The sequence below is a fragment of the Spirosoma flavum genome, assembly GCF_042686045.1.
Classification (GTDB): Bacteria; Bacteroidota; Bacteroidia; order Cytophagales; family Spirosomataceae; genus Spirosoma; species Spirosoma flavum.
The window spans coordinates 704,042-718,006 of the sequence record NZ_JBHUOM010000019.1 but is presented as its reverse complement, the minus strand read 5'-3'; the positions used below and the strand labels follow the sequence as shown (position 1 = coordinate 718,006).

The 13,965-nt window shown below is 46.2% G+C and carries 11 protein-coding genes; 6 read left to right on the top strand and 5 right to left on the bottom strand.

All coding sequences use genetic code 11. The annotated features are described in order from the left end of the window. Window positions 1-22: 22 nt before the first annotated feature. The 6 genes from porV (at window position 23) to purB (ending at window position 7,733) form a co-directional block, all read left to right on the top strand. Window positions 23-1,225, top strand: coding sequence for a type IX secretion system outer membrane channel protein PorV (gene porV, locus ACFS25_RS19925; RefSeq protein WP_381504603.1), 1,203 nt, complete (start codon window positions 23-25; stop codon window positions 1,223-1,225). Window positions 1,226-1,351: 126 nt separating this feature from the next. Further along, window positions 1,352-2,632, top strand: coding sequence for a M16 family metallopeptidase (locus ACFS25_RS19920; protein WP_381504476.1), 1,281 nt, complete (start codon window positions 1,352-1,354; stop codon window positions 2,630-2,632). Window positions 2,633-2,789: 157 nt separating this feature from the next. Then, window positions 2,790-3,440: a glycerol-3-phosphate 1-O-acyltransferase PlsY gene (gene plsY, locus ACFS25_RS19915; protein ID WP_381504474.1), complete on the top strand. Its 651-nt coding sequence runs from the start codon at window positions 2,790-2,792 to the stop codon at window positions 3,438-3,440. Window positions 3,441-3,572: 132 nt separating this feature from the next. Next, a complete protein-coding gene (locus ACFS25_RS19910; protein ID WP_381504601.1) occupies window positions 3,573-4,934 on the top strand; it encodes a dipeptidase in 1,362 nt (453 codons plus the stop codon). Between the two features lie 56 nt (window positions 4,935-4,990). Then, window positions 4,991-6,310 (top strand): DUF1207 domain-containing protein, encoded by a 1,320-nt coding sequence (locus tag ACFS25_RS19905; RefSeq protein WP_381504472.1) that lies wholly within the window; start codon window positions 4,991-4,993, stop codon window positions 6,308-6,310. 82 nt (window positions 6,311-6,392) lie between these two features. Further along, window positions 6,393-7,733, top strand: a complete 1,341-nt coding sequence (gene purB / locus ACFS25_RS19900) for an adenylosuccinate lyase (protein WP_381504470.1) — start codon at window positions 6,393-6,395, stop codon at window positions 7,731-7,733. A gap of 70 nt (window positions 7,734-7,803) precedes the next feature. On the opposite strand, the gene proC is transcribed toward purB, so the two are convergent. The 5 genes from proC to ACFS25_RS19875 all read right to left on the bottom strand — a co-directional run bounded on the left by proC (window position 7,804) and on the right by ACFS25_RS19875 (window position 13,931). Continuing rightward, window positions 7,804-8,607 (bottom strand): pyrroline-5-carboxylate reductase, encoded by an 804-nt coding sequence (gene proC / locus ACFS25_RS19895; protein WP_381504468.1) that lies wholly within the window; start codon window positions 8,605-8,607, stop codon window positions 7,804-7,806. Between the two features lie 178 nt (window positions 8,608-8,785). Next, a complete protein-coding gene (locus ACFS25_RS19890; protein ID WP_381504466.1) occupies window positions 8,786-9,922 on the bottom strand; it encodes a redoxin domain-containing protein in 1,137 nt (378 codons plus the stop codon). Next, window positions 9,919-11,409: an Asp-tRNA(Asn)/Glu-tRNA(Gln) amidotransferase subunit GatB gene (gene gatB, locus ACFS25_RS19885; protein ID WP_381504600.1), complete on the bottom strand. Its 1,491-nt coding sequence runs from the start codon at window positions 11,407-11,409 to the stop codon at window positions 9,919-9,921. Before gatB ends, ACFS25_RS19890 begins: the two co-directional genes overlap by 4 nt. Before the next feature lie 96 nt (window positions 11,410-11,505). Then, entirely contained in the window at window positions 11,506-12,342 is an 837-nt protein-coding gene (locus ACFS25_RS19880) for a phytoene/squalene synthase family protein (RefSeq protein WP_381504464.1), read from the bottom strand. Between the two features lie 116 nt (window positions 12,343-12,458). Beyond that, a complete protein-coding gene (locus ACFS25_RS19875) occupies window positions 12,459-13,931 on the bottom strand; it encodes a phytoene desaturase family protein (RefSeq protein ID WP_381504462.1) in 1,473 nt (490 codons plus the stop codon). Between the last annotated feature and the right edge of the window lie 34 nt (window positions 13,932-13,965).

Sequence of the window (13,965 nt, the reverse complement as noted above, 5' to 3'; positions counted from 1 at the left end):
GTCGTTGACCAACACACTTAATATGAAGCGCAATTTTTTCCATGTTCTTCTTGGCGTTTGTAGTTTTTTCCCGTTAGTCGTTTCTGCCCAAGCTACAGTAACTGCTCTTAACGGCCAGCAGCTAAATATTCCAACCTCCTCGGTACCTTTTCTGAACTTCACGCCCGATGCCCGTTCTGGTGCGCTGGGTGAAGCTGGTGTAGCGCTGGGTGATCCAGATGCCAATGCTGTCTTCTGGAATCCTTCGAAACTAGTTTTTGCCAAACAGGATAAAGGCGCTTCAATTTCCTATACGCCCTGGCTGCGTAATCTGATCGGTGATATGTATTACACTTATCTGAGCGGCTACAGCAAAGTGGGTAAGAATTCGGTGGTAGCTGGTTCATTGATGTATTTTGACTTAGGAACAGTTGATTTTACAACGGCTACCGGCGTGGCAGCGGGTACATTTAACTCCCGTGAGTATGCCATTACGGCTTCGTTTGCTCAACGCCTTTCGGAGAATTTTTCGCTTGCCGTTGATCTAAAATACCTCAGTTCTAACCTTGCCGCAGGAAGTAGCAATCCAGGTCTGAAACCGGGGTCGACCGCAGCCGCTGACATCAGTGCTTATTACCACAACGAAGCCCGCGACAATGCTACGGGTAAAGGAATTGGTTGGGCCTTTGGCGGCATGATTTCTAATCTTGGTGGGCGGATAAACTATGGCGGAACCCAAAGCTATTTTATTCCTACTAATCTGCGTTTAGGAACTAGTCTGACCTTATATGCTGATCAATACAACAAGTTTAACTTTGTACTGGACGGTAATAAACTGATGGTTCCAACGCCTAATGTTCAGCTTGTTAACGGGGTTCTCACGAATGTAAATGCTAACAAAGATTATTTTAGTTCGGTGTTTGGCTCATTTGCTGATGCACCGGGGGGCTTTAGTGAAGAACTAAAAGAAATTACAATTTCAACTGGTCTTGAATACTGGTATAACGATCAGTTTGCGGCCCGCGTAGGGTATTTTAACGAATCGAACCAGAAAGGTGGCCGTAAATATATAACGACGGGTATTGGCTTAAGACTGCAACAGCGCTTCGGTGTTGACTTCTCCTATTTGCTTCCCGTAAAACAAGGTAGTCCCCTGTCTGAAACCTTTCGAATTTCACTCCTGTTGAACTTTAACAAAGGCACCAAAATAGGTGACGATGAAGCCTTAACAGACGATTCCAACTAATTAATAAGAGGAAATAAAAGGCCGGGCTATCGAAGCGGAGGGAAAGAGTGAACTGAACTATCAGGCTCCACTATTTCCCTCCGCTTTGGCGGCTCGGTTTTCATATTTCGCTCTTTGTTATAACAAATGACGCTAAATAGAACTCAGTCGCCTGACTTCCAGGCTATTCAGGAAATACAATTACCAGCGGTCCAATTTCACCGCTTGGATAATGGTATTCCATTGCATTTGATTGCCGTTTCCCAACAGCCAGTTTTGCGATTAGAGTGCGTATTCAACGCCGGAACGTGGTATGAACAAGTTCCGGGCAGCGCGTTTTTTGCCATGAAAATGTTGTCTGAGGGAACACCGTCTCGTTCATCGGCACAGATTAACGAATATATTGATCGGTATGGCGCGTTTTTAGAGTTAAGCAGTGGCCCCGATAGGGCTAATGTCGTGATTTATTGCCTGACGAAATTTCTGCCTGATGTGTTGCCGCTTCTTCGGGAGATGCTTACCGAACCAACTTTCCCACAGAAAGAATTAGACGACCTTCGCAACATTACACTTCAAAACTTGCGGGTCAATTACGAGAAGAATGCTTACCTCGCCGGTGTGATTTTTCGCGAAAAACTGTTTGGTGCTGATCACCCGTACGGTCGTAGTCAACGACCGGAAGCAGTTGAAAACCTTACCCGGCAAGGGGTGGCGGATTTCTTCGAGCGGGTTATTCGTAACCGGCCCTTTCAGGTGATTCTGGCCGGACACGCTACTGAAAATGAAGTGTTGGCCATTAATCGTGAGTTAGGTCAATTGCCTGTTCGCACAGATATATTGCCTTCATTTGCCGGTACTCTGCCACTTGATGACCATTTGCCGGTGCTCGCCGAAAAACCCGACAGTATACAATCGTCAATTCGGGTAGGTCGGCGGCTGTTTACAAGGTCGCATCCGGATTTTTTTAAAATGCTCGTCACTAACGAAGTTTTAGGCGGCTACTTCGGCTCAAGGCTGATGAAGAATATTCGGGAGGAGAAAGGACTTACCTATGGTATCTCGTCAAACATGCCATCCTTTCAGCGGGATGGGTACTTCCTGATCGGTACGGATGTCAATAAAGACAATACGCAACAAACATTAGACGAAATCCGCAAGGAAATCCGAATTCTGCAAACAGAGCCGGTCTCGACTGATGAATTAGAGACTGTGCAAAATTATATGGCTGGTGAGTTTGTTGGTTCACTCAATACGCCCTTCGAAATCGCTGACCGGTACAAAGTGATTTTGCTGGATGCTATGCCCACCGATTTTCTGACGACTTACATCCAGAAAGTGCGCGCGATTACCCCAACCGACATTATGGAAACTGCTACTCACTATCTTGCTACCGATAGTTTACGCGAAGTAGTCGTGGGTGGAAAATAGAGATAATTGAAAAATTCATTCAATAGTGGATTTTCATCGTTTACAAAGGTTGGCCGTTTAATAACAATCTCTTAATTTTGGGGTTACATTGTTTCCATAAGGGCGATTGAACAGTCGGTGGGCCCTTTTATCTAGTAACTACTCACTTATTTTGTTGATGAATATCCTCATCATTAGCATTACAACGGTAATAGCTTATTTATTAGGTTCGATTCCTACCGCAGTTTGGTATGGACAGGGCTTCTTTAACCTTGATATTCGTCAGCACGGTAGTGGTAATGCCGGAGCGACAAATACGCTTAGAGTATTAGGCAAACGGGCCGGAACCATTGTGATGCTGGTCGATGTACTGAAAGGGTACACGGCCGCAATTTTGTCGTCATTGCTTTGGTACGCCGATGTAATTACTGAAAATGAAATTCTGACTTTCAAAATCGTTTTTGGCTTAGTGGCCGTTATGGGCCATTTGTATCCCGTTTTTGCCAACTTCAAAGGTGGTAAAGGTGTAGCCACCCTGCTGGGTATGATGTTGGCAACTCATCCCGAAATGGCAGTTGTCTGCATCGGTATTTTTCTGTTGGTTGTCATTGCCTCACAGTACGTATCATTGGGATCGATTATGGCAGCATTGGCTTTTCCGGTGTTGCTACTGCTCCGAATTTTCGGTCAGAAGGAAAGCCCTTTGCTGATCGTATTTGGCTTTGTTATTTTCTTATTGGTTGTCTTGACGCACCAAAAAAACATTGGACGACTGTTGCGCGGCCAGGAAAGTCGTACTGTCCTCATTCGGCTGCGGAAAAAGCGATAAGCCTAAAAACCTATTCCAGATAATAATCAACGTCCCGTCGTTGCGCGAAAAGTGCGTAACTTCGGGGCGAACTTTTTAAGGCCCTGACTGTCCGCCAGCAACATGACCGGACAACCATTGGCTATCGACTTGATGACTACTTACCTCGAAACTAACAAGCAGCGTTTTTTAGACGAATTGTTGGAACTGCTGCGCATTCCGTCGGTTTCGGCCGATTCCAGCTTTAAAGGCGATGTTCGTCGGGCCGCCGAATTCGTTAGAGACAAACTGAAGGAAGCTGGCTTGGATAATGCTCAACTTTACGAAACGCCCGGCCATCCCATTGTTTACGCTGAAAAAATAGTAGACGCGAACAAGCCAACCGTGCTGGTTTATGGCCACTACGACGTTCAACCCGCTGACCCCTACGAACTATGGAACACGCCCCCTTTTGAGCCGACGATCCGGAATGAACGAATTTACGCACGTGGGGCATGTGATGATAAAGGTCAGTTTTACATGCATATCAAAGCTATTGAAGCTATGATGGCAACGGATGGCCTGCCCTGCAATGTAAAAGTGATGATTGAAGGTGAAGAAGAAGTTGGCTCCGACCACCTCGGCCTATTCGTGATCGAGCATCGGGACATGTTAAAGGCCGATGTCGTTCTGGTGTCAGATACGAGCATTATATCGAATGAAACGCCTTCTCTGGAGATAGGTCTGCGCGGCCTGTCCTATGTAGAAGTACAGGTGACAGGCGCTGATCGTGACCTGCATTCTGGCGTGTATGGTGGTGGAGTGGCTAACCCAATCAATGTACTGTGCGAAATGATTGCGTCACTTCATGACGAAAATGGCCGTGTCACCATTCCTGGATTTTACAACAACGTAACCGATTTGAGCGATGAAGAACGGGCAGAACTGGCGAAAGCTCCCTTCAACCTGACGGATTACAAACGCGACTTGGGTATTAATGATGTTAGGGGTGAAACTGGTTATTCGACCAACGAGCGCACATCCATTCGCCCAACACTAGATGTTAATGGTATTTGGGGAGGCTACACAGGCGAAGGAGCTAAAACAGTATTACCGTCCAAAGCATCGGCCAAAATTAGTATGCGTTTAGTGCCTAATCAGACGCCCGACGAGATTACAGATTTGTTTACAAACCATTTCATAGACATTGCGCCCAAAGGTGTCACAGTTACCGTTACTGCACATCATGGCGGCTTGCCCTATGTAACACCCGTCGATTCAATTGAATTTGAAGCCGCCAGCAAAGCATTTGAAGATGCCTGGGGTAAAAAGCCGATCCCGACTCGGGGCGGGGGAAGTATTCCAATTACGGCGCTATTCGAACAAGAATTAGGCATTAAGTCCATTCTAATGGGTTTTGGGTTAGACAGCGACGCTCTGCACTCACCTAATGAAAGTTATGGACTGTTTAATTTTTACAAGGGTATCGAAACCATTCCTTATTTCTATAAAAACTACGCTGAACTTAAACAGTAGTTTCCTTTGCCAAGTATCCACCAACTTGCTTAGGTTTTAATCCCGCCCTTCACTTTATGAAAAAAACGCTGTCGGTTCTTTTACTAAGCTATTTAGTAGGAACAGGAGCTCTGGCGCAAACGCCTACGACGCCACCTGCCCGCGTCTTAACACCCGCTGAGCAGCGGCAAAAAGAAAAAATAGATCGCGAGGTCCAGCGCGAACGTCAAATTCGGGCTGAATGGGCGCAGAAGCAGCGTGAATACGAAGCCAAACAGGCCGAAAAAGAGAGACAAAAGCAAGCCAAAAAAGCGGGAAAGGTACTTGAACAACCAGCGGTAGTACAACCGGCAACTGTGCCTGTAACAACGCCAGCCGTCAGTAAGCCGTCAGAACCTGTACCGACCCTTGTCGAGCCAACACGAAAGGAGCGGAGAAAAAAAGATATTGTTCCTGAACCAAGTTCTTCACCTGCGAGTGTTCCAGCTATAGAAATGGCCCCAGTTCCCGTTAAAGTAGCCCGGCCCGAACGTGTTAAGCGGGAAAAGAAACCCCAGCAAGTTGATTCGGTTGCTGTTGTATCCGAGGGTAACCGCGACTTAACAGTTAGTCGCCCTCGGCACGAGTTTCTGCCTAAAGGACATTTATTTGACCCGATTTTACTGGACCCCCTCGAAGCACAAACCTACGGTAGTATTTTGCCCGCTTACTGGACCGAGGGGCAAAAATATAAGGGCAGTATTGTGCCATTTGCCTTTGGGTTTGCCAAGCCTTTTTACCGTCGAACCACTGAACCCGGCCGCTCTGAAGAGTGGGTACTGGATTTAGCTTCGTTTACGCAGTTTGAGGCTTATCACGACTATACGTTAGGCAAAGCGCGTCGGCAAATTATGAATACTGATTACAAAATCAGCATAATTTACAATATCCGGCGCGGGGAAAATAACTACCGTTTTCGGGTTTATCACCTCTCTTCTCATCTTGGAGACGACTATATCTACCGTAATAAAATTACCGCTCCCTCGCCTAATTCGGTCAACTATGAGTTACTGGATGCAACCTATAGTCGGGTCGTGAATAACTGGCGGTTATATGGCGGACTCGGTGTTGTGTTACGTAAATCTGAAGAGAGAAAGCCATTGAGTGCACAATTGGGGGCCTTCTACAAAAAACCATCAACTCGCGCGGCCCGGTTGGTAGGGGGCGTAGATATCAAATTCTGGCAACAGACCGATTTTCGGCCAGGGATTCATGGGGGCGTTGGCGTTGAGTTAGGGCGCACCCAGAATAACCTGACTTTTCTGCTGGAAGGCTATTCAGGTTTCAAACCCTATAGCCAGTTTGAAAGCCAGCAAACGGCGTGGATAGGCATTGGTTTGTATCTGAACCCATTCTGATTTACGAAAAGCCTATCGGAGCCGCCCGCAAACAGCGTGGATAGGCTATTCGTTAATCAGAATGTAAATCATAAATTAGTACATGGAATTATCTGCATTAACGGCCATATCGCCTGTTGACGGTCGCTATCGGTCACAAGTTGACGCGCTGGCTCCTTATTTCTCTGAACTTGGTCTTATCCATTACCGCGTTCGCATTGAAATTGAGTATTTCATCGCCCTTTGCGAATGGCAAATTCCACAGTTGGCCGGTATTGATCCATCTCAGTTTCCGGCTCTTCGTTTATTGTATGAAAACTTTACCGAAGCCGACGCATTGCGAATTAAGGAAATTGAGAAAACGACGAATCATGATGTTAAGGCGGTTGAATATTTCATAAAAGAGAAGTTGGATGGTTCGCCGGTTGAACCATTTCTGGAGTTTGTCCACTTCGGTCTAACCTCGCAGGATATCAACAACACGGCCATTCCACTGCTACTAAGCGATGCGCTTGATACGGAGATTGTTCCCTTATACCGGGAGGTGTTTATGCGGTTGCAAGTGTTGGCTGAACAGTGGAAAGACATACCCATGCTAGCCCGAACGCATGGTCAACCGGCTTCGCCAACACGTTTAGGTAAGGAGTTTTTGGTATTCGTTGAGCGGATTGAAAAGCAACTTCACTTGTTATCCGATATTCCAACCGCGGCTAAGTTTGGGGGTGCAACAGGCAATTTCAACGCTCATGTCGTTGCTTACCCAGGTGAAGACTGGAAGAAATTTGGGGATAAATTTGTAGAAAGCCTGGGTATGGTCCGTAGTCAGTTTACTACCCAGATTGAGCATTACGACATGCTGGCGGCTACGCTTGATTCGTTCAAACGGTTAAATACAATCCTGCTTGACCTTGATCGGGACATCTGGACGTATGTATCCATGAACTATTTCAAGCAAAGGCTGAAGGAAGGAGAGGTAGGTTCATCGGCGATGCCCCACAAGGTTAATCCGATTGATTTTGAAAACTCAGAAGGAAACTTGGGCATTGCAAATGCTTTGTTCGAGCATCTTTCTGGCAAACTTCCCATTTCTCGGCTTCAGCGTGACCTAACTGATTCTACCGTATTGCGCAGCATCGGCGTTCCATTTGCGCATTCGGTTATTGCCTTAAAATCACTTTTGAAAGGACTTAGTAAGCTTGAGTTAAACCAGAGTGCAATTATTGCTGATCTCGAAGACAATTGGGCTGTGGTAGCTGAGGGCATCCAAACTATTCTTCGTCGAGAAGGGTATCCAAAACCGTATGAAGCGCTAAAAGCCCTGACTCGAACGAACGAGAAAATTACGGAAAAAACTATCCGTCATTTCATTGAAGAGCTTAACGTATCGGAACCCATAAAAGCCGAACTTCGGGCAATCACGCCGTTTACATATACGGGTTTGTGATATCTCCGTCCCGGTCGGTGTTAAGGAAACGCTATCTCCTTGCCGACCAGGACAGGCGGTATTACAACGACTATCCCTTCGATAATTCTGTTGACCGTGCTTGGGCAGCTTTGATTCCCGCAACGAGTGTATCAGCAAGCGCACCAGTCTCAAACGCGCGTAGAGCCGCTTCGGTTGTGCCGCCTTTGGAAGCTACAGCTTTGATGAGTTCATCCAACGATTTGTCGGACGTATTGATAAGGTGATAGGCCCCAAGCATGGTTTGCTTAACCAATAAAGCGGCTACGGCATCATCGAATCCCATTTGCTTGCCCGCATCAATCATGGCCTTCACAACGTAATAAAAGTAAGCCGGACCGCTACCACTGAGAGCCGTCACCGCATCGAGCATAGACTCATCTTCGAGGAAAATAGACCGGCCAGTCGCATTAATCAGGTTCTCAACACGGCGTAAATTAGCTAAATCTACTTCTTTGGCGGATGTAAAACCGGTTATGCCCATACCAAGCATGGCGGGGGTATTAGGCATAGCCCGTACCACTAACATATGCCCTAATTTTTCCTGAATCTGTGCAATGGGAATCCCCGCCATAATCGACAAGATAACTTGCGTCGGTTTTATAATAGCCCGAAGTGCTTCATAAACGCTGTTAAAATCCTGGGGTTTGACCGAAAGAATAATCAGGTCTGCTTCGCCAACACGCGGGCCGATTGTATCGACGACAACGCCTGCTTTTTCGTGCCTAAGAGCCGTGGATCGGTCAGCGCTTTTTTCGATCAGGAGCAAGTCTTCTTTTTTTACCAAATCATACTGCAAAAACGACTTGGCGAAAGCCATTCCCATATTGCCGCAACCAACGATAGCGATTTTCATAATTTCCTGTCCTGACTCCGGCCACCGGGTCCGACGTTAAGATGAAACTTTAACCTTTTTAGGCAGTACGTTCAATTTCTCCTGCTTTGGGACCGGGTGGCCGGTGCCGTGACAAAAGAAAAGGGTCAGGTTCACAATCGCGAACCTGACCCACAAAACTAATGACTTGCGATTGACTCTATTGGCCCCCTTTTAAAATTTCTTCTAATTTTTGCTCCAGAGCCGGTCCTCGCAGATTCTTGGCAATGATTTTACCCTCTTTATCGAGGAGGAACGTAGCTGGAATGGCTTGAACTCCATATTGTTGAGCGGCTGCCGACTGCCAGAACTTCAAGTCTGAAACGTGTGTCCAGGTAAGATTATCGTTGCGAATGGCTTTTGTCCAGTTGGCTTTTGCCTGATCGAGAGAGACACTGTAAATGGCGAATCCTTTGTCCTTGAACTTGTTGTACATTCTAACCACGTTCGGATTCTCAGCCCGACATGGACCACACCAGGATGCCCAGAAATCAATCAGAACATATTTTCCACGTAGAGAGGATAGCGGAACCGGCGTTCCGGTTGTGTCGCTCAAGCTAATTTCGGGGGCACGTGCGCCAACCGATACGCCTTTGATTCGGGTAACCCGGCCAATCAGCGATTTGGCGTGTGGGCTGTTTGGATTTTCTTTTTCAAACCGTTGTGCCAGCGATTCGTAGATAGGGAAATCGCTCTCGATGTTAATGAAATTCAGTGCGAACAAGGATACCAAAGATGTTCCCATAGCAGGTAGCATAGTCTTGACTTTATTCACAACATCCTGCTCAGCGGTTTGGTACTCCTGTTCAATTTGAGCAATTCTTTTGTTGTCTTTCTTCTCTGTGGCTGCGGCTACCTGTTTATTCCAACTGGTCACTTTAGCTTCCATATCAGTGCGAAGGGTATTTAACTTTTCATAGTACTCCATGTTTTTGGAGCCTGTGATAGTTGCTTTTCCAACCTGTCCGGTTTTGGCGTCCATCTGGTAGCCATCGGCTATAACGTTCAACGTTTCGCCCCCTTCAACCAGGAGAGCCATTTTTTGACCTCCGCCCACATTTAACACAAATATCTCACCACCATTGGCTACTTTGCTTGTTATGGTAAATGTGTTTCCCGCTGCGACTTTTGTTGAGTCGAGCTTGTGAGTTGGCTGAGAGTTCGTTTCCAGATAGACAAAGCTGCCCGGCGTTGCTTTATTGATTTTGCCCGTTACTGTAAATGGCTTTGTCGTTTGAGCATCGGCCGTGAGGCTGAAAACCACCAAACTGGCCACACTAAGAAATAAGTTTTTCATATTGTCTGTAATGTCTTTACTAACAACTCATTTACCAATTTGGGGTCGGCCGAACCTTTCGACTTTTTCATGACCTCGCCAACAAATAAACCCAATAAATTTTTCTTGCCTTTGCGGTATTGTTCCACTTTATCGGGCCAGGCTGCCAGTACCTCTTCTACCAACGTTTGCAACGTGTCTGTATTGCGATTCTGCACCAAACCATGCGCTTTAGCTATATCGGCGGGTGACCTGTCTGGTTGCTCAATCATCAAGCTAAATACGTGTTGACCGGCTGTTTGGCTTATCGTTCCATTGTCAATTAGCGCAATTAAATTCGCTAATTGTTCTGCCGGAATTGGAAACTGCCGGTCGCGAAGAGCTTTTTCATTAAGTTGACCTTTCACCGGACCCATAATCCAGTTTGACGCAGACTTGTAGTTGGAAGTATGCAAACAAACAGCTTCATAGTATTCAGCTAATTCTTTAGCATCGGTCAATAAAGCCGCGTCATAATCGGGTAAACCATAGATGGTCGTAAATTTCTGGTGTAATGCTGCTGGAAGCACGGGCATCTGAGTTTGAATATCGGCTAGCCATTCATCCGAAATAACGACTGGCGTTAAGTCAGGATCGGGGAAATAACGATAGTCGTTCATAGTTTCTTTCTCCCGCATGGCGTAGCTAAGCCCGCTTGCCGCATCGAACGTGCGTGTTTCCTGCGTAATGCGCCCGCCAGATTCCGTTAGTTCAACTTGCCGCAAAAATTCACTATCTACGGCCCGCATTACATTTCTGATTGAGTTCAGGTTTTTCACTTCAACCTTCGTGCCGAGATGTGTTGCACCTTTGGGCCGAATTGAAACGTTTACGTCACAACGTAGCGAACCCTCTTCCATATTACCATCGCAGATGTCTAAATACCGAACCAACCGTCGCACTTCGGTCAGGTATTGACCTGCTTCGTCGGCTGTGCGGAGGCAAGGGTCGGTTACCATTTCAATAAGTGGGGTTCCGGCGCGGTTATAGTCTAGTTGCGTTACCCATTCATCACCATCGTGGATGGATTTTCCGGCATCTTCTTCGAGGTGGATGTGATGAAGCTGAATAGTTGTCTGGTAAGGCTGTCCGCTGATAGGATCTTTTACATTGACCAAAATACCTCCGCCAACACAAATTGGTCCTTTGTCCTGCGACAGCTGATAACCCTTAGGTAGATCTGGATAAAAATAATTCTTACGGGCAAAGACGTTGTGCCGTGTAATCGTACTGCCACAAGCTAAGCCCATGCGAATAGCATAATCGACCGCTTTACGATTCAACTTGGGTAAAGTGCCTGGGTGTCCCAGCGTGATGACACTAATATTCGTATTTGGGTCGGCTCCGAATGCATTAGCGTCGGAGGCAAAGATTTTGCTTTGTGTAAGCAACTGGCAGTGTACTTCCAACCCAATAACGGCTTCGTATTGAGACAGCACTTCCGGGGAGATAAGCACTTCGTCCACCATTGACATAAAGTAAATGATTTTGGGCAAAGATAGCGAAAAGCCATGGAGGGTTAAGCGTTAATAGGGGCAGAACAGCAAGTTACAGAACTGTATAGACTAAAGCACATTTAACCGATATTTGAGATACGTTTGAGCTAGCAGGGCGAGTTTTTGGGGATTTGGCACCCTAACTCGTTCACTCTGAATGCGAGCGGCCGACAACTGCTTAATTTTGTTGAATAGCGTTTGGTAATATATATAAGCTAAATAAACGCCCATTCTGGCCCCTCGTGGCAGATTCATGATTCCTACATATGCCTCGTCGAAGTCATGCTGAATATCAGCTTCAATAAGTTTCTTGGTATCGCGACTGAAATTATTCAGATCAACACCGGGGAAGTACGTACGCCCTCGGTCAACAAAATCGCTTTTCATGTCCCGCAGAAAGTTCACTTTTTGAAAGGCTGATCCCAGTTTGCAGGCTGATTTGCGCAGACGGTCAAACTCAGTACAATCACCTTCGCAAAAGACCCGCAGGCACATTAATCCAACAACTTCGGCTGAACCATAAATGTATTCATTGTAACCATCGGCGTCATATTCCTGATAGTACAGATCCATTTCCATACTTTTCAAAAAGTCATCAATCAATTGATGTTCAATCTTATACTGACTAACAACTAGTTGAAACGATTGTAGTATAGGATTTAGGCTTATACCTTCCTCTATTGCCTGATAGGTATCGTGTTTGAAGCGTTGGAGTAGCGTTTTCTTGTCGTAGTCGTGGAACGTGTCCACAATTTCGTCGGCATACCGAACAAATCCATAAATGGCGTAGATAGGCAAGTGAAATTTACGGTCGAGCGTTTTAATACCTAACGTAAACGACGTACTGTAATGCTCTGTAACTAATTTACTGCATTCCAGCGCGGTTTTGTTGAACAATGCCATCATCGGCTTTAAGGGAATAGGGTTAATAGAGGAATCAGAAAAAAATAGGTCAGCAAAAAAGAAAACTGAAATCAGAACTCATTTTCTTCATTGTTGAGGCTTAGGTCTTTGCTCTAAAACTAACTAAATTCTTTAGCAACCTCGTCTGCCACCACTAGTCCAGAAATAAGTGAGGGAGGAACGCCCGGCCCTGGCACAGTGAGCTGACCGGTGTAGAACAAGTTGTTCACCCTTTTGTTCTTTAATGATGGTTTTAGTAGCGCAGTTTGCCGAAGCGTGTTGGCTAAGCCATAAGCATTTCCCCGAAAGGCGTTATAGTCTTGCTTAAAATCGCTGTGTGCATAACTGCGTTTAAAGACCAGATGACTACGAATATCCTCGCCAACATAAGTTTCGAGCCGGTCCATAATTAGGTCGAAATAGTATTCGCGGGTGCTTTCATCATCCGTGAGATCGGGCGCAACGGGAATTAGCAGAAACAAGTTTTCGCAGCCTTCCGGGGCAACACTCGGGTCTGTTTTTGACGGAGCCGATGCGTAAAACAATGGTTTGGTAGGCCAGCGGGGCGTTTCATAAATCTCCTGCGCGTGAAGTTTAAAATCTTCATCGAAGAATAGATTGTGGTGTTGCAATCGGGGAACGCGTTTGTTGACACCAAGATAAAACAACAATGATGATGGAGCCATTACCCGTGTTTTCCAGTAGGAATCATCGTAATTTCGATTCACGCTATCAATCAGGCTTGTTTCGACGTGATTATAATCGGCACCCGCCACAACGACATCAGCTTCGAAAATACCTTCGCTGGTTACAACTCGGTGCGCTTTACTTTTGAATATGTCGATTTTCTGAACGGTCTGGTTTAGCAAAATCTTGACACCTTTCTCTTGGGCCAGACTCACCATAGCCTTCACAATTTCGTGCATTCCGCCCATAGGATACCAGGTTCCCAACGCCATTTCAGCATAATTCATCAGGCTGTACATGGCGGGCGTATTTTCGGGCGTAGCGCCTAGAAATAACGCTGGAAACTCGATGATCTCCAACAGACGTGGGTGTGTGAAAAACTTTCGGGCGTGAGTGGCAAATGATTGAAAAACATCCAGGCGCGTAACGTCATACAGTAATTTCAGGCTCATAAACTCAGTGACCGACCGGCTTGGCTTCCAAACGAATTTATTCATGCCAACCTCATACTTGTAGGCTGCCTGTTTTAGAAATTCCCGTAACCTAAGACCGCTACCGGGTTCTATTTGCTCGAACAGGACTTCTAAATTATCTAAACCGGCTGGTAAATCAACAGCCTCATTGGGTCCGAAGACAACCGTATAGGAAGGGTCAAGGCGAACGAGCTTATAATAGTCAGACGGCTTTTTACCGAAACGGGCGAAATAGGTTTCAAATACGTCGGGCATCCAATACCAGCTTGGCCCCATATCGAAAGTGAAGCCTTCGGCCTGAAAAACACGGGCACGCCCACCGGCTATACTATTTTTTTCGAGGAGAGTAACGTCGTACCCTTTATCGGCAAGACTGGTAGCAGCGGCCAGCCCGGCAAACCCGGCTCCTATAACAAGAACGCGTTTGGGCATTGATAGCGGAATAATTGATTGGAATACTGAAGAA

What these genes read in the sequence shown, in the direction of transcription:
- porV (WP_381504603.1), top strand. Translation starts at nt 23, where the DNA reads ATGAAGCGCAATTTTTTCCATGTTCTTCTTGGCGTTTGTAGTTTTTTC.
- ACFS25_RS19920 (WP_381504476.1), top strand. Translation starts at nt 1,352, where the DNA reads ATGACGCTAAATAGAACTCAGTCGCCTGACTTCCAGGCTATTCAGGAA.
- plsY (WP_381504474.1), top strand. Translation starts at nt 2,790, where the DNA reads ATGAATATCCTCATCATTAGCATTACAACGGTAATAGCTTATTTATTA.
- ACFS25_RS19910 (WP_381504601.1), top strand. Translation starts at nt 3,573, where the DNA reads ATGACTACTTACCTCGAAACTAACAAGCAGCGTTTTTTAGACGAATTG.
- ACFS25_RS19905 (WP_381504472.1), top strand. Translation starts at nt 4,991, where the DNA reads ATGAAAAAAACGCTGTCGGTTCTTTTACTAAGCTATTTAGTAGGAACA.
- purB (WP_381504470.1), top strand. Translation starts at nt 6,393, where the DNA reads ATGGAATTATCTGCATTAACGGCCATATCGCCTGTTGACGGTCGCTAT.
- proC (WP_381504468.1), bottom strand. Translation starts at nt 8,607, where the DNA reads ATGAAAATCGCTATCGTTGGTTGCGGCAATATGGGAATGGCTTTCGCC.
- ACFS25_RS19890 (WP_381504466.1), bottom strand. Translation starts at nt 9,922, where the DNA reads ATGAAAAACTTATTTCTTAGTGTGGCCAGTTTGGTGGTTTTCAGCCTC.
- gatB (WP_381504600.1), bottom strand. Translation starts at nt 11,409, where the DNA reads ATGGTGGACGAAGTGCTTATCTCCCCGGAAGTGCTGTCTCAATACGAA.
- ACFS25_RS19880 (WP_381504464.1), bottom strand. Translation starts at nt 12,342, where the DNA reads ATGATGGCATTGTTCAACAAAACCGCGCTGGAATGCAGTAAATTAGTT.
- ACFS25_RS19875 (WP_381504462.1), bottom strand. Translation starts at nt 13,931, where the DNA reads ATGCCCAAACGCGTTCTTGTTATAGGAGCCGGGTTTGCCGGGCTGGCC.